Genomic DNA, 20,087 nt, shown 5'->3' with positions numbered 1-20,087 from the left:
GTACGACCTTGTATGACCCTGCCCATTACCGGCCCTGAAACATTCAGGCCGGTAATGACGCACATGTGTTGATAACGAAGATCGGCCATAGGCCAATAACAATAATGAGAGTGAAACAATGAAACTGACCAGGATCGCAACAGCCATTTCCCTGAGCCTGATGACCACCGCTGCCTTCGCCGCAGAAGCCAACGTGGATTTTTACGGTTCTCTCCGGATTGCCCTGAATAAAGACGACAAAGCCATCGGCAGTGATGACGAACTGTCTCGTATTGGTATCAAAAGCAGCAAAAAGCTGGACCACGGCCTGACCGCTGTTGCCCAGCTGGAATACGAAGTTGACCACTACCACCAAAAAGAAGGCCTGAGCCTGCGTCTGGGTTACGTCGGTATCAAAGGCAAGTTTGGTGAGTTGTACCACGGTTCACAAACCACGGTATGGCACAAATTTGTTCGTGGCGCTTATTTCAGCAATGGTTCAGACAGCCTGCGTATGTACAGCATTCGTGATGACGGCCTGACCCATTACTACTACAAAAACGGTGGCCTGACGGTCGGTGCTGGTATCCAGACCGAAAATACCGGTTCCGGCAACAGCTCTGACGGCAACAACATCGACTCATTACAAGCCGGTGCCGAATACAAGACTGGCAATTTCAAAGGCCAGGTTGCGCTTTTGAAAGACAAGACCGGTGACAACGAAGGCATGCTGCTGGGTGCTCGCGTCTGGTACACCGCAGACCAGCTGACACTGTCTGCCTTTACCCAACGCGCCCAAAGTGACTATGACTTCACCACCAGCAACATTTGTTCAGGTGAAGCAACTGCCACTAACGCGGTATACGGTGCTTACAAAATGGGTGTCCATAAAGTACACGCCCGTTACGCTCTGAACAGCTGTGATGACAGCGGCGATCTGGCCTCCAAAAAAGTGGAATACGTCAACGCCCTCGACAAGCAAATGCAAGTCTGGCTGTCGGTTGAGCGTCTGGATACTGTCCGCGACCATGGCGATGCCAAAACCCTGGCTGAGCTGGGTGTGCGCTACGACTTCTAAGTCGCTAACAGAAATCATCGGCCCATACTCCCTCCGTCGTAGTACAGGTAGTAACACGGATACGGAGAGCACTTAAGACCTGTGTGGTATGGGCTGACGCAATCTGATGAGCTATCGTAGCCCCCATAAGCCCACTCTGCTGAGTGGGCTTTTTGGTCTTTGATACTGACACGATACCAGCGCCATCCAGTACCTCACCGGTATACGGTCAGAAGACTCCACCCAAAGGCATTACCAGACACTACCCAATACCTGCTACTGAAGATTGTGTACTAATGAAAATTCTGCAAGCCATATTCGTTGCCATGACCTCCCTGCTCTGGGCCTGCTCGGTCTCCTCCGTGCAGCCGTCGAACGACCTCCCTACCCTGGGCCAGGGCGATGTCGAGGTCATTGTGCCGTCAACCCTGCGAGTACTGGCAATCAATGGTCAGAATGTCGACTCACCCAACCTCTACACCGGCCAATACCGACTGTTGCTCACCGAAGGCAGCCAGCGCATCGTGGTGCAGTACGAAGAAAACTGGAATACGCCTGACGAATCCGGCTATCTGATTCGCTGGCAACCGGTTGCCATCGACAGTGATTTTCGTGCCAGCCAACGCTATGTTTTGACCCATGCCCCAGTCAGGGACCGAGACCAGGCCGAAGAATTACAAAGCAGCTCTCCGATCTGGCTGATTGGTGATAATCACAAAATCACCGGCCAGCCGGTTATCAAGCAGAAAGATAATGTCACCTACGTCGCAGCCGACAGCATTCAGGGCGGTGTCACCCGATTGGAACAGCTACAGGATATCTGGGCCGCCAGTAGCGACAATGACAAGGCCGCCTTCCAGCAGTGGTTACAGCAGCAGCAATAACATCCCGCAAGGCAACTCCCCACCGATTAGGAGAGTTGCTGCGTTTATGCGCTTACTGCCCATCAATACTCTGGTTAAGCAACCACTGCTGCCAGCCTTCACTGGCCAATACTGTCGCGACCGTATCCGGCTGACAGACCCGATACTCTGGATCATTGGCCAACCATGGCCGCAACAGCAACTCAGGCCTGGGTTGACCCAACAGCCCGACCAGACAACGTCCGGCAGCCACCATATCGCCAGGTGGATACCGACACATTGCCGGATACTGCTCGCGATAACACAACGCATCCGGCACCAAGGGGATAGCTCCCATCGCAGCAGCCTCCAGTACCGACACGCCCTGAAACTCATGTATAGCAGTACTGACCACCACATCCGCCTGGATTAACCAGCCAATATACGCTTCCCGACTGACCCGACCATCCACCACAATGGCCTCGGCAAACTGTTGCCGAATAGCCGTCAGCGCCGCCGGCACCCGTGACGGCCGAGGCCCCAGCAAGGCCAAACGAAAAGCGATACCCTGCCCCTTCAAAACAGTCAGCAACTGCAGAAAATCTTCCGGCTGCTTATCGTATTCCCAGCGATGATTCCAAAGCAGCAATGGTGTACTCCGCGGGACTGCAGTGACATCGGCATTGGCACCCGCCTCCGCTGTAGAAGATAACGGTATAATATTGTTTTGAGCATTCTCAGTTGGCTCCGGAACCACCACAGGCACTGGCAACCAACGGCATTTTTTCTCCAGCCGGATAGCAATATTTTCGGGCAAATGATCCGGCAGACGCTGCAACAGTGCATCCACACCATCAAGAAAACTCTGCTGATTAAAACGGGAGTTAAACAGCAGTTCATCCGCCGCCAACGCGCCATACAGCTGTACCATCAAGGGATCAATGGAGCTGTGCTGCCCACTCGCCACCGGGTACGCAAACTGGTTCTCATGGAAATAATAGCTGCAGGGCACACCGGCCAACGCTGGAAACAACCCCTTGAGCGTCGCCAGGTCCACCATGCTGGTGGCTAAAATCCGATCGGGTTGCCACGCTGTCAGTAACTGAGCCAGTTCATCCAGCCACGACAAGGGATTGCCGCGGATACGCCAGCGAAAATAGCGTCCGGGCAGTTCCAGTACCCGCCAGTCGGCATCCAGCTCCTCCTGTAACCAGTCGGCCCAGTAACCATGACTGTCCGAACGATACGCCGACAACAACAGTATTTTCGGGGCTGCAGACATACTCACTCACCTAGCCACTGTGTCTGGTGCAACATTCGCTCAACGCTCGCTCGACAATTGATTCAACTCTGATTGATACGCCTCAATACGCTGGGTTAACGCCTGTCGTTGCGACTCATATTGCTCTGTTTGTGCGTTAATCTGATCATCCAGTTGCTGGCGACGATTAGCAGCATTGGTACCAGCAATGCCATCGCGGGTTTGCTGCAATGCCGCCAACGCCTGCGTTTGTTGCTGTGACAGCTGCGACAACCTTTTTTGAGCCTGGGCCAGCTGACGCTGCAATACCAGACGCCGATTATTGGCAGTCAGGTTTTTAAGCCCTGGATTATCATCACTGATCTGACGATCCCCGGCACTGGCAGCATCCGGTGACAACAACGCCCCGGTATTCGCCGGTACTTCATACGATTGTGCTTGTTCCGATGGGTAATGATCCAGGCAAGGCATTTGCGAAAACAGCTTTTTACCCGCCGCGTCCGTGCAGATATAATACTCGCCAGCCCATAACGGCTGCACCAGCGATACCCACAGCAACAGTCCGCCCACCACACCTCGCCCGGCCCCGCGTCCTGCATCCACCTCTACACTCATTTCCTGTTCCCTCTTTGCGTAACACATCGCCTGCACACCCTTGACCATATTTCTGACAACCGCCGCCGCGGACAATAGCAGAGCCTCAGCGCGGTTGCAGACTGCCATGACGAGAGCGCTGCAGTCAGGTAAACTGACGCACTTTTTTGAATCAGAGCCCGTCGTGATACTTGTTCTACCCGAACGGTGTCGCAGGCTTACTTTTTCCTTCGGCTTACAGAGACGACGCATGACAGACCACTCCGACACAACTCCTTCCGTCACCCCGTCTACCGGCTCAGGGACGGCTGGCCGCAGCGGCAAAGTAGGCTTTGTAAGCCTTGGCTGCCCGAAGGCGCTGGTCGACTCCGAACGCATTCTGACGCAACTGCGCATAGATAACTACGATGTGGTCAACAGCTACGACGATGCCGACGTGGTGGTAGTCAATACCTGCGGTTTTATCGACGACGCCAAACAGGAATCACTGGAAGCCATCCGCGAAGCCATGGCCGAAAACGGCAAGGTGATCGTGACTGGCTGTATGGGCAAGGGCAAAGACGCCGAGACCATCCGCGAACAAAACCCGAATATTCTCGCCATCACCGGCCCCCAGGCCTACGAAGAAGTCATGACCGCCGTCCACGAGTGGGTGCCACCGGTCAGCAAGGAACACGACCCCTTTACCGACCTGCTGCCACCGCAAGGCGTCAAGCTGACCCCGCGTCACTACTCGTACCTGAAAATATCTGAAGGCTGCAACCACAGCTGTACTTTCTGCATTATTCCCGACATGCGCGGCAAACACGTCTCCCGCCCGATTGGAGACGTACTGGACGAAGCCAAACGCCTGGTCGAAGCCGGTACCCGTGAAATCCTGGTGATTTCACAAGACACCTCCGCTTATGGCGTTGACCGTAAATACCGCACCGATTTCTGGAACGGCAAACCGGTTAAAACCCGACTGTTCGACCTGTGTAACGAACTCGGCAATCTAGGTGCCTGGGTACGCCTGCACTATGTTTACCCCTACCCCAGCGTTGATGACGTACTGCCGCTGATGGCCGAAGGCAAAATCCTGCCGTACCTGGATATTCCGTTCCAGCACGCCAGCCCACGTATTCTGAAACTGATGAAACGGCCGGCTCACGCTGAGAACACCCTGGAACGGATCAAAAAATGGCGTTCGATTGTCCCTGAACTGGTGATCCGCTCCACCTTTGTGGTGGGTTTTCCCGGTGAAACTGAAGAAGACTTCCAGCTGCTGCTCGACTGGCTCGAAGAAGCCGAACTCGACCGCGTCGGTTGTTTCAAATACAGCCCGGTCGACGGTGCCAAAGCCAACGACCTGCCCGACCACGTTGACCCCGAAATCCAGCAACAACGCTTCGACCGTTTTATGCAAACCCAGCAAGTTATCAGCACCCGCAAGCTGGCCCGCAAGATTGGTCAGCGAATGCCGGTTATTATTGATGAGATCGACGACGAAGGGGCCGTTGGCCGCACCATGGGCGACGCCCCCAATATCGACGGCATGGTGTACCTGAACGAATTCCATGAGTGCGAACCCGGCGATATCATCGACGTGGAAATCGAACACGCCGATGAATACGACTTGTGGGGCTCACCCGTTATGGAAGCACCACAAAGCCGGATCGATGACTGAGCCTGGCTCCCAGCGTCATAACAACGAGCCGCTGCGTCCTCACGGCGGCTCGTTAGTTCAATCGGGCAGCCCATCGAACTTCGCCACCTCCTCCAAGCCCTCTTCCCAGGTCGCTTTGCTGGATAAAAAGAGATGCGCGGTTGGTAACATGGTGATGTCCGTGTCCAGACACCCTGCTGGAACAACAAGCAAACCTGCGCTCTGAGTGCAGGGTAATGCGGAACCACAACGCTGACAAAAACTCTTGTTATGGCGAGTGCCAGGAAGCGTAAAAGAGGTCACAGCCTCGGCTCCCGACTGCCAGACCAATTCAGCGGTATAAGAAAACAGATTGGCCGCATAAGCCGACCCTGTGTCTTTTTGGCAGTGCTGGCAATGACACAAGTAAAAACGATCAAACTCACCGGTTATGGTAAAACTCACAGCGCCACACAGGCACGAACCCGAATAATTCGTCATCAGCACTCCTTCCATGGTTATGGTTATGGTTATGGTTAGCAGGGAAAACAGTTAACGCCTGCCGCTGGGCAGGCTTCGGTAATGGTATCCCCTTTGATCCCTCAGCAAGGATACACTTTGTGTTTGAACTCTGGAGTAACAACCAGACGTTTTCTGTTTATAAACCTTCCTTTGTTGAAATAACGCAACCTGCCCCTGCCATCCGCACACCTGCCATCCGTGCCCATGGATACATGCCCGGGTTACTGAACTGCGACATTGTTATATTCAATACATATTCGAGTCGGCTAGCGTACATGACTGGCCTGCTCCGAGTTCACCAGCATGCCGGTCGCGACAGCGCCAGGCCACAGCCTGCCAGCCCTGCAGGCACAATCGGTGGTTATCCTTGTTCTGGTTTTTATCTTGCAGGTGCCATGTCATCCACGCATCCAGCAGAGGCATTCAGCTATGAATCAAGTAGGCATCTTTTTTGGTACGGACACCGGTACAACCCGCCTGATCGGGAAAAAAATGGCCAAATTACTGGGCGATGAACTCGCGGCCAAGCCGTTGAACATCAACCGGGCCAGCCTCGACGACCTGCTGCAATATCCAGCCCTGATTATCGGCACAGCGACTTATGCTGAAGGGCAATTGCCTGGCACCGCCACCAATATCCGCAGTGGCAGCTGGCTGGATTTTTTGCCACAACTGGAAGGGGCCGATTTCAGCGGTAAAACGGTCGCGATTTATGGGTTGGGTAACCAGGTCAAATACGGCGATCGTTATTGCGATGCCATGTTTGAGTTATACAGCCTGTTCAAGGGCCTGGGTGCCAACATCATTGGTAGCTGGAGTACCGATGGCTACCTTTATTCGCATTCCAGAGCCGTCATCGATAACCGCTTTGTCGGCCTCGCCCTCGACAATAAAAATCAGGGGCTGGAAACCGAACAACGCATGCGAGGCTGGATCAGCCAGATCAAACCGGAACTCCAGGCCGCTCTGGAGCACAACACCGCTCTTGCCTGAGTCGTTTTCGTGAGCTGCCTGGCGGACAGGCTTTTGTCGCAAAGCCGACAAAAACCTGTCCGCTGCCATACATCACCGCCTCAATGCTCGTTCTTTAAATAATAACCTTTTGATTTTATTAGAATAAATATTCCTCTGTCGCTCCGCCTTATGGCCTGCTGCTTGCAGCTTCTGTCAGCAGAGCCCCAGTATGATTGAGCCTTCAGCAGCGGAGAGAGTATGAACGAATTGACAAGTGTCGCCTGTGTCGCCGACGTACCAGCGGACCCCCAATCCATACTGGTTGCCTTCGCCTCGATGGATGGCGATATGGTTGATCAACACTTTGGCTCGGCCCAGGCGTTTTATCTGTTTGCGGTAAACGCGGACTCGGCCGAACTGCTGGCCAGCCAATCCTTTGGCTACGAAAAGAAAGATGGTAACGAAGACAAATTGAAGCCCAAGCTGTCCTGGTTGGTCGGAGCCGACGTTGTTTACTGTGGTTCGATTGGCGGGTCAGCCTCCCGACAACTGATCGCGCTGGGAATCAACCCGATCAAGGTCAGTGGTGGGCCGGATGTGGAAGATCTGATTGCCGATATCCAGCAGCAGTTAAACGGCACGCCAGAGTTCTGGCTGGCCAAGATCATCAAAGACAAATCCCAGAACAAAACCGATAGCCGCTTTGATGATATGGATGACGAAGGCTGGGACGGCTAAACCACCCCCCGCCTTATTGCAGCATTAGCCAGCGGCGTACTGCTGCAACTGCTGCTCAAATGCCTGCTTGTCGGTTTCACTCAGAAAACTGGCCCGGAAGCTGTTCGCCGCCAGTTGCACGGCTTGCGCCTTGGTCATACCCAGGTCGTCGGCCAGTGCGGTGAAATTTTCATTGATAAAGCCACCAAAATACGTGGGATCATCCGAATTTACCGTCACACACAGGCCCTGCTCCAGCATGGCCAGAATATTGTGGTCAGCCATGGTGTCGAACACCCTCAAACGCACGTTAGATAATGGGCATACTGTCAGCGGCACCTGCTCGTCAACCAAGCGTTGTACCAGGGCAGCGTCTTCCACACTGCGCACACCATGATCCACACGATCCACTTTCAGTATATCCAGCGCTCCCCAGATATATTCCGGCGGCCCTTCTTCTCCGGCATGGGCAATCAGCTGATAGCCTTGATCTTTGGCGGCCTGATACAGGCGGGCAAATTTTTCCGGTGGATTGCCTTGCTCGGCACTGGCCAGGCCGATGGCGACAAAATCATCGCGATACGGCTTTACGCTTTCCAGCATGGCCAGGCCTTCCTCTTCACTCAGATGGCGCAGCAGGCTCAGAATCATCAGCGCCGACTGGCCCCACTCTGCCTTGGCATCCTGAATCGCTGCCCGAAAGCCGTTTAATACGGTTTCAACCGCCACGCCATAAGGCAGGTAGGTCTGAGGCTCTACCATGATCTCGGTATGAACAATATGCTGCTCACGGCACTTATCCAGGTAGTCCTTCATCAGGTGGTAAAAGTCTTCCTCATCACGCAGAACCGAAGCGCCGAGGTAATACAAATCCAGAAAGCTTTGCAGATCCTGAAAGTTATAAGCAGCCTCGACCGACGCCACGCTGTCGTAAGGAATCGCCACTCCGTTTTTGGCGGCTAACTGCAGCAGGCGGCTGGCCTGCAGGCTACCGTCGATGTGCAAATGGAGTTCTGCTTTTGGCATGGCGCACAGCCATTGATTGAAATCAGTCATGTTGCTCTGTCGGTTGCCTCAATTACAAAAAAACAATCGCCTAAAAAGACGCGACCATCAAGCCGGTTATTGTCTCGTGCCCGGCGTAACAGAACCAGTCGGTCAGTCGAGGAATCTGCCAGAAAGACAGGATCGTCCAGTTTGTTGACCAGTCGGTCAGTACTTTGGCCAGCATCACTATCGTTATACAGGCAGAATACTCAGGCACCGCCCTGATGGGCAAAGCGTTGGGGCGGCTGCCCAAAATAACGCCGGAAAGCGGCCACAAATGCGCTGCTGCTGGCATAACCCAACGACAGTGCAATGGCTGCACTGCTCTCACCTTTACCCAGTCGTTGCACCGCTTCCATCAGTCGCAAGCGTGCCCGCCACTGGCGAAAACTCAGCCCCGCTTCACTGCGAAACAGGCGTTCCAGGGTACGGGGACTGGCCCCGGCAACGGCGGCCAATTGCGGTAATGAACGACTGTCAGCCGGGTTGTTGATCAGGATGTTCATCACTGCCAGCAGACGTCTGTCCTGGCCAACAGGCAGGTGTAACGGTGACGTTTCCAGACCAGCCAGTTCGTCCAGCAACACCTGAATCAGGCGGGCCGGTTTGCCTTGTGCCGGTACCGACAAGTCAAACGTCAGAAGCCTCAGAATCAGTTCACGTAACAGCGGCGTCACCGACATCACCTGACAGACATCCGGCAAACGCTCACACACCGAAGGGTCGACAAACAAATACCGGATGGAAGCCGGGCTGACCACCAGAATTTCATGGCGCAAGCCACCCGTAATCCAGACCGCATGACTCGGTGGTACCAGCCAGCTACCGGCGTCGGTATTAACCCGCAAGACGCCGGTGGCGGCCCAGGCCAGTTGCCCCCGCACATGTTCATGCGGCAATCGTAACGAGCCGGATGGCAGGTCTTCATCCAGATACAGCACCGGCCGCTGTGGGTCGAGGCAGCTGCTCATTTGTCGGCCAAACCCTTCCACCAGACACCGCGTATCAGGGGGCGATGACTCAGCCAGCTGATGATGGGCCAATCCTGGCGTAATTTCGATATTCATTGGCGTTCTGTCGTCTTTTTACACAAACAAAGCGTGACACAATAGTCGCCGTATTCGCAACACCTACTCTCGGTACCGGTATCAGTACCGACAGATGTAATAGACGCAATAAATGGAGCAACATCCGGTGTTACTCAAACATCCCAAATATTTGTTTTTACTGGTTATGGCAGGGCTGGCAACCTTTGTACTGCTCTCCCCGCTGGACTCGCTTGACAGCACCCAGAATCAGACTCTGGCGCTGGTGCTGCTGATTATTCCGCTCTGGTCGACCAGTGTGATTCCAGAATTTCTGACAGCGCTGATTTTTTTTCTGGTGGTGATTCTGTGTGATCTGGCCACTCCGATTGATGTGTTCTCGGGCTTTGCCTCCACCGCGCTGTGGCTGATTTTTGCTGGTACCGTTATCGGAATGGGCATCAAGAATACCGGCCTGGGGGATCGTCTCGCCCGTGTTCTGCAAACCTTGCTGGCTGGCAGTTATCAACGACTGATTATTGGCCTGGTTATAATGAGCCTGCTGCTTGGTTTTTTAATGCCGTCCTCGATGGGGCGACTGGTCATGATGCTGCCGATTGTCATGGCACTGGCCAGTCGGCTTGGCTTTCAGCCCGGCAGCCCTGGGCGCTCCGGCATTCTGATCGCGGTGGCTATTGGCTCTCATATCCCGACCGTTTCCATTCTTCCGGCCAATATCCCCAATATGGTACTGAGTGGCGCGGCCGATTCGCTGTACGGTATCCAGTTTGGTTTTACCGATTTTCTGCTGTTGCACTTTCCGGTGCTGGGAGTGGCCAAATCCGCCCTGTTGATCGCGATTATTCTCTGGGCGTATCCAGCACGGGAATCGAATCTGATTTTGGCGCAAGGCCATTCTGCCCGCACATCCCCGTCAGACCAAGCGCCGTTGACCGGAGCACAGCGGCATATGCTGGCGATTATCACCATTGCGCTGGGCTTTTGGCTGACCGATAGCTGGCACGGTGTGAATCCTGCCTGGGTTGGGTTGGCCGCGGCCATTATTCTGCTGCTGCCTCGCATCGGCCTGGTGGATGCCGAGAAATTCAATATGAACGTTACCATGCTGGTATTTATTGCCGGGATACTTGGCATCGGGGCGCTGATCAACAGCAGCGGACTGGGACAGTGGCTTGGGCAACAACTGGAATACGCCATGCCCATGGTCCCCGGCGAGCATTTCCGTAACTATTTATCCCTGGCTGCCACGGCGTTTCTGTCTACCCTGCCAACCACACAGGCCGGTACTCCGGCCATGCTGGCACCGATGGCTCAGCATCTGGCGGATTCGTCCGGCTTTGCGCTGGAGACGGTATTGATGACTCAGGTATTGGGCTATTCCAGCATTATGTTCCCCTATCAGTCGGGGCCATTATTGCTGACCGTTGGCATGACCGGGGAGTCGGTCGGTCGCATTCTCAAGGTACAGCTGCCGCTGTCACTGGCGAGTCTGCTGATATTGATACCGCTGGATTATTTCTGGTGGGATTTTCTGGGCATGTTTGAGCCGTTATAGGCTCTGCTGCCAGCAACACACTCCCCCCCTGAACGCAAAAAACCGGAGGCCTCGCGGCATCCGGTTTTTTATGATCAGCCAATAGCAGTCAATATGGCGCTATCAACCCAGGGCTGATTAACCCTGACTGCTGTTGCTCTTGCGTGGTGGACGGCTGTTACGGGCAGCACCTTCCGGACGACGGCTGTCACGACGCGGTGCATCACCACGACGATTGTCGTTACGACCACGACGCGGCGCTGCACCGGACGGTGCCAGAGCCAGCTCAGAGCGGTAAGGACGAATCCCCAGTGCCTGACCACAAACCCGTGCCTTGCGCAAAACGGCCATGGCCGGTTCTGGCATGCCATCGGGCAGATCAACAACAGAATACTGTTCGAAGATCTCGATATGACCAATAAAGGCACTTTCCAGATCCGCTTCGTTGGCGATGGCACCGACCAGGTTACCAGGCTTGAGGCCATGGTCGTAACCAACACCCACCCAAAAGCGCTGCATATCCACGTCCGGCTTGCCTTTTAATGGCTTGGCACGAACATCAGGTGCGGCTTTACGGGGTTCGCGCTGTTGACGCGGAGAGCGTTCATTGCGGTCGTTACGATCACGCGGCTCGCGGGTATCACGACGGGCACGCAGGTCTTCGTTTTCGTCCAGGAATAACGGCTTGTCGCCCTGCGTCAGTTTTGCCAGTGCGGCAGCCAGATCCAGTGGGTCGACTTCGTGTTCCTGTTGCAGGGATTCAACCATTTCACGATAGAAGGTATTTTTCTCTGGGTTAATGGCCGCCATAATACGTTCCTGGAAACGTGACTTACGTTTGGCATTAACATCTTTTGCGGTTGGCAGCTGCATTTCTTCAATTTGCTGACGGGTCGCACGTTCGATATCACGCAACATGCGTTTTTCACGACCACGAACAAAAGCAATGGCGGCACCTTCACGTCCGGCACGGCCAGTACGGCCAATACGGTGAACGTAAGATTCCGTGTCTTGCGGAATATCGTAGTTGATTACGTGAGAAATACGCTCAACGTCGAGACCACGTGCGGCAACATCCGTCGCGACAATCATATCCAGACGGCCAGCTTTCAGTTTCTCAACCGCTTTTTCACGCAATTGCTGTGGAATATCGCCGTTCAGCGGTGCACAACGGAAACCGTGTTGCTGCATGAATTCGGCCACTTCTTCAGTCGCCTGTTTGGTGCGTACAAACACCATCATGGCATCAAAGTCTTCCACTTCGGCGATGCGCAACAAGGCATCGTTCTTGTGGGCGCCATTCACAAACCAGTAACGCTGGGAAATATTCGAGTTGGTGGTGGTTTTGTTCTGGATCTTGACCTGTACCGGATCTTTCAGGTGCGTTTCGGCAACCCGCTGAATCTCTTTCGGCATGGTCGCAGAGAACAAGGCAACCTGACGGGTGCGTGGTGTGTGTTCCAGAATCCAGTTAACGTCGTCGATAAAGCCCATACGCAGCATTTCATCGGCTTCGTCCAGTACCACAGCCTTGATATCGGCCAGGTTCAGACTGCCACGACGCAGGTGGTCCATTACACGACCCGGCGTACCAACAACCCACTGAGGGCCACGTTTCAGGTCACGCAACTGCATACCGTAATCGGTACCGCCATAAATAGCGGTGACGTTCACGCCATCAACATGGCGGCTGTAAGTCTTGATGGCTTCAGAGACTTGCTGAGCCAGCTCACGGGTAGGTGCCAGCACCAGTACCTGTGGTGTTTTATGGTCGGCTTGGGTACGTGCCAGCAATGGCAATGCAAAAGCGGCGGTTTTACCGGTACCGGTCTGAGCCATACCCAGTACGTCTTGACCAGCCAGTAAAGGCGGAATACCAGCGGCTTGAATCGGTGATGGTGCTTCGTAGCCCAGTTCTTCCAGGGTACGCAGGATAGTAAAAGGCAGGCCCAGGCTGGCGAAACCAGCGGGTGTCGTATCGGTCATATATTACCTATAGCAGTACAGAGGCAGGGCGTTGGCCGTGTCTTTCAGAACAATGTCTGAACTGTGAGCTGATTCCTGCACCAATCGGTAGTGATGGTGGTCTCTGGTATCAACTATCTGCATTCGGCCTGGCCCGACATGTTTGTTTGTCGAAAGGGTGGCGGACTATACAGGATAGAAAAAATAATTTCCTGCTCTTTCTTGCCTGTGTAACAAGATTTACACGCTATTCTGCTTTCGGCGGCAACTCGCTATACTCCCGGCTCATTTATTTGCGGAGTAAACCTGATGCTGAAAGTGAACCAGTATTTTGATGGCAAGGTCGCCTCAATTGGCTTGCAAACAAGCACCCTGCCAGCCACCGTTGGCGTCATGCTGCCGGGCGAATACGAATTTGGCACCAGCCAGAACGAAGTCATGACTGTCGTTTCCGGCGCCATCGAAACCCTGTTGCCGGGTGAATCAGAATGGCAGACTTTTGCCCAGGGTGAATCCTTTGCGATTGCGGCCAACCAGAAATTCCAGGTTCGTATCGCGGTCGACACCGCTTACTTCTGCACCTACGAGTAACCCTGTCGGCCTGCCGGGTCACCCGTTCGATTTATTCAGATGGCGGCCCGGTTGGTAACGCAACCAACATCCTTTCGATACTTTCAGGATCCAGCGCCTGGTCATACCAGAACCCCTGATGCACCACACAGCCGGAGCGACTCAGGAAATCCGCCTGATAGACATTTTCAACCCCTTCCGCCACCAGCCCAAAACTCAGTTCTTGTGCCATTCTAACAATCGTTCGGGCAATCACCCGATTATCCCCAGCGTTGTCTACCCCGGCCACCAGACTGCGATCGATTTTCAGTTTCTGCAAGGGAAACCGGTGCAAGTAACCCAGCGATGAATAGCCGGTACCAAAATCATCAATCACCAGGCCAATACCCAACCTGTTGATGGCTGCAATCAACGCCAACACCTGTGGCGTTGGCTCCAACAAGGCTTCTTCCGTCAATTCTATTTCGACGTCACCGGCTTGTAAGTCAAATCGCTCAACCAGGGATTGCAAGTGCTCCAGCAAATTACCCGCCACAAAACTTTGCTGCGACACATTAACCGCCACCGGTACCACCGCCAGTCCCTGATCCCGCCATTGCCAGATCTGCAGCGCGGCCTGTTGCAGGCTAAAGCGGTCAACCTCCAGCATCAGCCCGGCATCATGGGCATGACTCAAAAACCGGTCGGGTAACAACAGGCCTTCTTGCGGGTGTTGCCAGCGAATCAGCGCCTCCAGCCCCACCAGAGCCCCTGTTGTGGCGTTCACCTGGGGTTGATAAAACAGTCGCAACGCCTGGCCATCCTGCAACGCCACCCGCAACTGGTTGATCCGCTCCAGCCGGGCAGCAGCCCTCAGCGTCATATCATTATGGTAATAACACACCGAATCACGCCCACTGCGCTTGGCAGCATGCAAGGCGGTATCGGCATTGTTCAATAGCTGCAAGGCGGTGTCGCCGTGTTGTGGGTACAAGGCTACCCCCAGGCAAACACTGACATAAACTTCAAAGCCGGCATCCAGGTCGTAGCATTGCTGCTTCAACTGACGGATACGCTGAATCACGTCCGTGGCATCATCGGCACAAGACAGGTTCGGGATCAGTACACAAAACTCATCACTGCCCAGCCGGGCCAGATTGCCGTGTTCCAGGCCACAACGTACCAAACGCTGGCCAAACGCTTTCAGTAATTTATCACCGTACACATGGCCAAGGCTGTCGTTCACCGGCTTGAAGTCGTCGATATTGATGACCACAACACCAACCTGAAGACTCTGCGGGTGCTGCCCGATCAGTACTGCGATCGCCGCATCGATCCGTTGCAACGCCAGATTACGATCAGGCAGACCGGTGAGTGCATCACAATTTCCCTGCCGGATCGCTGGCATCGCCGGTGCCGGGTCGGTCACAACCCCTTGCAGCAACACCGCCAGATAACGCACCGATGCTCCCTCCTGACGTATGGCTGTCACCCGCACCTGATAAGTCACCGGATCACCCGACACATGCTGGCTACGAACCTCACCAACCCAGCTACCAGAGCGACAGCTACGGATCAGGACATGACGATAAAAAGCTGGAGGATGGCGGGATACATGATGGTTTTTCACGTGCTGCCCGGCCAGTGTTTCGGCGCTGTAGCCGGTCATGCGACAAAATGCCGGATTCACAAATTCGACCAGCCCGACACTGGACAGCACCATCACCCCTTCGGTCATTTGTTCGATCACATGGTGATACAGCGGCAACTGATTCTCCAGCTGGCGGGTCAAGCCAACCTCCTGAATCAATCCATGACGCCATAATTCACCGTTGACCTGACGCTCTACATTGGATCGCACCAGCACACGACGCTGACGACCATCCGGCAGCAGCAGCCGGCATTCCAATTGGTAACCCTCCCCCAAAGCCAGGCTGGAGGTAATCTGATCCAGAACCCGTTGCCGGTCGTCCGGGTGCAGACAACGCGCCAGATACGGTAAATGAATGGCATCGTTTTCCTGTAATCCAAAAATCTGTTTGAGCTGCGGCGAGACCCGCAACAGCTTGGTCGCCGGGTAAAAATCCCAACTCCCGGTGCCGGACAACTGTTCTTTTTCTGCCACTCGCTGCAACTGGCATTGCAGCGCCGCATCCAGCACCCCGACATCCGTAAAAACCACCGCCATATGTGCCAGCGTCAACAAGGCCGACCGGCCTTCCCTCGACAGCACCAGATCATCCAGCTCGAACGCAAATGCCATCACGGCTTTAAGCTTGCCCTGATTAATCAGTGGCAACACCAGACCCGGCTTGCCGCCCAACAGGTATTGCCAGTCTGACATCGACTGACCTGCCAGCACCTCCTGACAGTGATAGATATCCGGCAGCTCTGTGGCAGACGACATCAGGGCATCCAGCGAAAACCCGGCCAGCCGCTCACGTACCGGTTCTGGACCTTGCTGGCTTGCCACCGCCTCGATACGGCCATCCTGGCCACCGCCCGGCATTAACACCAGCAACAGGGCATCCGCAGCCTCAATGGCATCGGCCACCAGAAACAACATGCTTTCCAGATCACCCTGAACCGTGTCTCCTTTACTGGCAACAAACGCACGGGCGCAACGCTCGGCAGTCTGGCACAAACGACGATTACGATGACGCTGGCGGGTGTATTCCTCCCCCGCCTTGTTCAAATCGGCTGGAGCGGATTCGGATAAATATCTGACCACTGTTATTCTCCTGCTGGCAATTCAGTGAGCGAGCTGCCATCCATAAAAATACTATCTGGTGATTTGATTGCCAGTACACTGACCATCAGGAACTCACCTGTTCGCCTGACAGAACAGTCTTTCAGCCACTGAAAATATATACTGTACGACTGATCAGCATTCAGTTATATAACAAAATTAACCACATGCGCCTACTTAAACAGCATAAAGAGTTCTATCAAAAAACAGCCTCGACCAGCCAATTACGGTTACCAGACCCCTGCTATCTTTGCTAATTTATGTAACAGCGACATAACAGCCACACCACCAGGCACTGTTTATATGGCCTGACACAGCGCCCACATAACAAGATCGTCCGCCACCTAGCGAGAAGATGCACCATGTTCGACAAAACCGATCTGATTCGGCTGATTTCCAATACCATGCCATTTGGCAAATATCAGGGCCGGGTCCTGATGGACTTACCGGAAGAATATTTACTCTGGTTCGTTAACAAAGGCTTACCCGACGGTGAACTGGGCAGATTGATGGCTTTGGCACTGGAAATCCGGATCAACGGCCTGGAAGACTTACTGACCCCTTTGCGGCAGTCGGTCCAGCCCACACCCAACACGCAACAGGAAATACGACATTGATACGGCTTGGCCTGCTCGAAACGGATGAGCTGTACCCCGACCTGGTAGCCGACTACCATTCCTACGGGCGTATGTTCGAACGGTTTTTTCGCGCTATCGACAGCGCACAAGACTGGGAATTCCGTTATTACCGCGTTACCCGGGGAGAATTGCCCGCAACGCTGGATGAGTGTGACGCCTTTCTGATTACCGGTTCCAAAACCGGCGTCTACGATGAGGTTGACTGGCTGGCTCCCCTGACACTCTGGGTGCAGCAGGCGTATGCCGCACACAAGCCCCTGATCGGCATCTGTTTTGGCCACCAGCTGTTGGCTCATACTCTTGGAGGCATTGCGGCCCGCAGCGACCGTGGCTGGGGGATTGGTGTTCGTAGCAGCCAAGTCATGACGCAACCGGAATGGAGTTGCCACTCGGCAGAACAGTTCCGGCTGATCTACAGCCACCGTGATCAGGTTGAACAACTGCCAGCTCGCGCCACCCGACTGGCCTGCTGTCACTTCTGCCCGAACGCAGCCTTCTATATCGACAACCGGGTACTGGCTTTTCAAGGGCACCCGGAATTTACCGCAGAGTACACGCGCCGCCTGTTACCCCGCCGCCAGCGGTGCATCGGCGAATCCCGCTTTCAATCAGGCATGGCCACGCTGACACAGCCCACCGACACTCGCCTGGTTGGTCAATGGATGCTGGATTTTCTAACCAACCAAACAACCCGTCCCTGATCCGGGCTATCCGGCTTATCAACACCAGCCAACCCGTCAGGTTCGGTAAGCCGTCATCTCGATCGATTGCAACGTCAGGCCTCGCATATGCACCTTACCGGTGTAGCGGTGCTCCCCGGTTGAACTGAATTCAAAACCATAACAGCGCTGCCAAACCAGCAAGCGATTGCGATCGACAACAGGCTTCATACTCTCCAGCACCAGGGTATCATCCAGCCACTGCACGCCGTCGGCCTTGCAACGCTGGCGGACATGTTTATGCGCCAGCAAGCGCACTTTTTGCTGCACCGCCCAGCCCCACCAGATCATTGCCAGCAAAAGCAGAACCACCAGCCCATCCAGAGTTATTCCCACCGTCAGACACCTCGTTTGTTTCAGGTCGTACCTACCACCGGCCGCCAGTGTGCCCGGCAAGTGCCAGCGATTCAATCGTATTCAAATCCCAGCCATCCCCACCGTCCGAGCTGATTTCTGCTATTCTATGCGGCTGCCAACACCACCCTGTCATCGTCCTGTTATTTTTGGAGTTACCCATGCCTCGCGCCTGCGCCCGCCATATTCTGGTAAAAACCCGCGAAGAAGCCGACAAACTCAAGGCCCAACTGGATAAAGGCGCTGACTTCTCACGCCTGGCGCAAAAGTTTTCCCAGTGTCCATCCAAAAAAAATGGCGGCAGCCTCGGCGAATTCAACAAGGGTGATATGGTCAAAGCCTTTGACGATGTGGTTTTCAAAGGGCCATTACTCAAGGTTCAAGGCCCGGTAAAAACCAAATTCGGCTTTCATTTGATTGAAACCATTTATCGCAACTGACCCGCAAGCCACCAACCAGCAGCGCTGTCAAACAGCCCCCTGTTATTTTATTTATTCTTCGTATTCGCACTGTTGAGACACCACCATGTTACAAGCCGGACTGTTCCATACCCTGACCGTGATCGACCAACAACCCCAGGGGATGTACCTGGATGACGGCTTTGGTGGCAAGGTGTTATTACCCAACCGCCAGGTCCCCGAAGGTACCGCGATTGGCGATTCACTCACGGTGTTTGTGTATCTCGATTCTGAAGATCGCATTATCGCGACCATGCAACGACCGCGCATCCAGCTCGGGCAAGCTGCCTGCCTGGAAGCCATTGATATCAACAACACCGGCGCCTTCCTCGACTGGGGGCTGCCCAAAGACCTGTTTGTGCCCTTTGCTGAGCAGCAACAGCGTATGGAGCAAGGCAAGTCGTACGTGGTGTACCTTACCGAAGACAACACCGGACGCCTGATTGGTAGCGCCAAACTGAATCGTTTTATCAAGGATCAGGCCGTCGCCAACACCATTTACAACAAAGATGCCGAGCCACCGCTTAAAACCGGAGACGCCATCAAGCTATTGCTGGCCCAGCGTACCGATCTCGGTTACAAAGCCATTATCAATCACCAATGGTGGGGACTGCTGCACAACGACGACATTCGTACAGCCGTCCGTATTGGCATGAAACTCGACGGATACGTCAGAAAAGTCCGCGAAGACGGCAAAGTTGATATCAGCCTGGAACGAATTGGCCACCATCGTGCCGACGGCCTGGCAGAACGCATCATGAAAAAGCTGAAAGACAAAGGCGGCGTCTTGCATATCAGCGACCGCAGCCCGGCAGAACTGATTGAGATGCACTTTGGCACCAGCAAACGGGCCTTCAAAATGGCGATTGGCAAACTGTATAAAGAACGCCGCATCCTGATCGAACCAGATAAAATCTGCATAAATGGCGACGGCACCGCCATCGCCGTACCGGCTACCAAACGCCATCATTACAAGCCCACTGCCAAACCGCAGCCAGCACAACAAACAGCGCCAGACCAAAATACCGGTAACGCCAACAGCCACAAAGCACAAGCCAGTGCTGACCAACAACGCCCACACACGTCAGCCGCTGGCAGTAACGACTCCAGGTCCAGTGGCAATGCCAATAGCCGCGATGAAGAAACACAAAAGCCCAAAGCGCCACCTGCGAAAAAAGTCTTTCACAGCAACCGCAAGCCACGGGCTTCGACCATGAAATTAAAAAGAGACTGATTGACAGCGCAGGAAGGGAAGACTCAGGTTGTTCCGGCTGGCGGAACCCTGCCGTCTGCCCTGTACCGACCACGACCAGCGTGGTGCCATTAAAAGCCAGCACCTGCGCTGACAACCTGATTGCCTGATGCAGGTTTCATTTTTGATGATGGGCTGAGCCTCTCCTTATGGGGACATCTATTTAATCCTGCACGGCTCTGCGCGAGTGTTGCCGTTGTTCAGGGCAAGGCGACGAATGCAGCGA

Annotated in this window: 19 protein-coding genes; 11 read left to right on the top strand and 8 right to left on the bottom strand. The window is 54.4% G+C overall.

The genetic code is table 11. From position 1 onward, the window contains the following. The first annotated feature begins 118 nt into the window (after window positions 1-118). Window positions 119-1,057 carry a porin gene (locus Q4551_RS13525; protein ID WP_303434397.1) on the top strand — a complete coding sequence of 313 codons (939 nt, stop codon included), beginning with the start codon at window positions 119-121 and terminating at the stop codon, window positions 1,055-1,057. A 275-nt stretch (window positions 1,058-1,332) separates the two neighbouring features. Beyond that, on the top strand, window positions 1,333-1,920 hold the full coding sequence (locus Q4551_RS13520; protein WP_303434396.1) for a DUF2057 family protein: 588 nt from the start codon (window positions 1,333-1,335) through the stop codon (window positions 1,918-1,920). Window positions 1,921-1,972: 52 nt separating this feature from the next. Here the strand turns inward: Q4551_RS13520 and Q4551_RS13515 are convergent, their stop codons facing one another. Next, a complete protein-coding gene (locus Q4551_RS13515) occupies window positions 1,973-3,160 on the bottom strand; it encodes a DUF3524 domain-containing protein (protein ID WP_303434395.1) in 1,188 nt (395 codons plus the stop codon). Window positions 3,161-3,199: 39 nt separating this feature from the next. Further along, window positions 3,200-3,754: a PspA/IM30 family protein gene (locus Q4551_RS13510; protein ID WP_303434394.1), complete on the bottom strand. Its 555-nt coding sequence runs from the start codon at window positions 3,752-3,754 to the stop codon at window positions 3,200-3,202. Window positions 3,755-3,983: 229 nt separating this feature from the next. Here Q4551_RS13510 and rimO point away from each other — a divergent pair, with 229 nt between their 5' ends. Then, a complete protein-coding gene (gene rimO / locus Q4551_RS13505) occupies window positions 3,984-5,399 on the top strand; it encodes a 30S ribosomal protein S12 methylthiotransferase RimO (RefSeq protein ID WP_303434393.1) in 1,416 nt (471 codons plus the stop codon). Between the two features lie 57 nt (window positions 5,400-5,456). On the opposite strand, the gene Q4551_RS13500 is transcribed toward rimO, so the two are convergent. Next, window positions 5,457-5,858 (bottom strand): GFA family protein, encoded by a 402-nt coding sequence (locus tag Q4551_RS13500; protein ID WP_303434392.1) that lies wholly within the window; start codon window positions 5,856-5,858, stop codon window positions 5,457-5,459. Between the two features lie 450 nt (window positions 5,859-6,308). Here Q4551_RS13500 and Q4551_RS13495 point away from each other — a divergent pair, with 450 nt between their 5' ends. Both Q4551_RS13495 and Q4551_RS13490 read left to right on the top strand, forming a co-directional pair. Next, window positions 6,309-6,872, top strand: a complete 564-nt coding sequence (locus Q4551_RS13495; protein WP_303434391.1) for a flavodoxin — start codon at window positions 6,309-6,311, stop codon at window positions 6,870-6,872. Between the two features lie 219 nt (window positions 6,873-7,091). Next, window positions 7,092-7,571 (top strand): NifB/NifX family molybdenum-iron cluster-binding protein, encoded by a 480-nt coding sequence (locus Q4551_RS13490; protein ID WP_303434390.1) that lies wholly within the window; start codon window positions 7,092-7,094, stop codon window positions 7,569-7,571. Between the two features lie 24 nt (window positions 7,572-7,595). On the opposite strand, the gene Q4551_RS13485 is transcribed toward Q4551_RS13490, so the two are convergent. After that, window positions 7,596-8,606, bottom strand: coding sequence for an adenosine deaminase (locus Q4551_RS13485; RefSeq protein WP_303434389.1), 1,011 nt, complete (start codon window positions 8,604-8,606; stop codon window positions 7,596-7,598). 200 nt (window positions 8,607-8,806) lie between these two features. Then, on the bottom strand, window positions 8,807-9,664 hold the full coding sequence (locus Q4551_RS13480) for a helix-turn-helix domain-containing protein (protein ID WP_303434388.1): 858 nt from the start codon (window positions 9,662-9,664) through the stop codon (window positions 8,807-8,809). Between the two features lie 127 nt (window positions 9,665-9,791). Between Q4551_RS13480 and Q4551_RS13475 the strand changes: the two genes are divergently transcribed. Continuing rightward, entirely contained in the window at window positions 9,792-11,198 is a 1,407-nt protein-coding gene (locus Q4551_RS13475) for an SLC13 family permease (protein ID WP_303434387.1), read from the top strand. Between the two features lie 117 nt (window positions 11,199-11,315). On the opposite strand, the gene Q4551_RS13470 is transcribed toward Q4551_RS13475, so the two are convergent. Then, entirely contained in the window at window positions 11,316-13,163 is a 1,848-nt protein-coding gene (locus tag Q4551_RS13470) for a DEAD/DEAH box helicase (protein WP_303434385.1), read from the bottom strand. Window positions 13,164-13,451: 288 nt separating this feature from the next. On the opposite strand from Q4551_RS13470, the gene Q4551_RS13465 reads away from it, so the two are divergent. Continuing rightward, window positions 13,452-13,733, top strand: a complete 282-nt coding sequence (locus Q4551_RS13465; RefSeq protein WP_303434383.1) for a pyrimidine/purine nucleoside phosphorylase — start codon at window positions 13,452-13,454, stop codon at window positions 13,731-13,733. A gap of 31 nt (window positions 13,734-13,764) precedes the next feature. Here the strand turns inward: Q4551_RS13465 and Q4551_RS13460 are convergent, their stop codons facing one another. Further along, window positions 13,765-16,422 (bottom strand): bifunctional diguanylate cyclase/phosphodiesterase, encoded by a 2,658-nt coding sequence (locus tag Q4551_RS13460; RefSeq protein ID WP_303434381.1) that lies wholly within the window; start codon window positions 16,420-16,422, stop codon window positions 13,765-13,767. A 380-nt stretch (window positions 16,423-16,802) separates the two neighbouring features. Between Q4551_RS13460 and Q4551_RS13455 the strand changes: the two genes are divergently transcribed. Further along, window positions 16,803-17,057, top strand: a complete 255-nt coding sequence (locus Q4551_RS13455; protein WP_303434380.1) for a DUF3820 family protein — start codon at window positions 16,803-16,805, stop codon at window positions 17,055-17,057. Next, on the top strand, window positions 17,054-17,779 hold the full coding sequence (locus tag Q4551_RS13450) for a GMP synthase (RefSeq protein ID WP_303434378.1): 726 nt from the start codon (window positions 17,054-17,056) through the stop codon (window positions 17,777-17,779). The genes Q4551_RS13455 and Q4551_RS13450 overlap by 4 nt, the downstream gene beginning before the upstream one ends. A 36-nt stretch (window positions 17,780-17,815) precedes the next feature. On the opposite strand, the gene Q4551_RS13445 is transcribed toward Q4551_RS13450, so the two are convergent. Continuing rightward, on the bottom strand, window positions 17,816-18,208 hold the full coding sequence (locus Q4551_RS13445) for a DUF3301 domain-containing protein (protein ID WP_303434376.1): 393 nt from the start codon (window positions 18,206-18,208) through the stop codon (window positions 17,816-17,818). 104 nt (window positions 18,209-18,312) lie between these two features. Between Q4551_RS13445 and Q4551_RS13440 the strand changes: the two genes are divergently transcribed. Next, window positions 18,313-18,591, top strand: a complete 279-nt coding sequence (locus Q4551_RS13440; RefSeq protein ID WP_303434374.1) for a peptidylprolyl isomerase — start codon at window positions 18,313-18,315, stop codon at window positions 18,589-18,591. Window positions 18,592-18,676: 85 nt separating this feature from the next. Then, window positions 18,677-19,843, top strand: coding sequence for a S1 RNA-binding domain-containing protein (locus tag Q4551_RS13435; protein WP_303434372.1), 1,167 nt, complete (start codon window positions 18,677-18,679; stop codon window positions 19,841-19,843). Window positions 19,844-20,087: the final 244 nt, after the last annotated feature.

The sequence above is a fragment of the Oceanobacter sp. 5_MG-2023 genome (assembly GCF_030548165.1).
Taxonomy (GTDB): domain Bacteria; phylum Pseudomonadota; class Gammaproteobacteria; order Pseudomonadales; family Oceanobacteraceae; genus Oceanobacter.
This window is presented reverse-complemented; position numbering and strand designations above follow the sequence as displayed.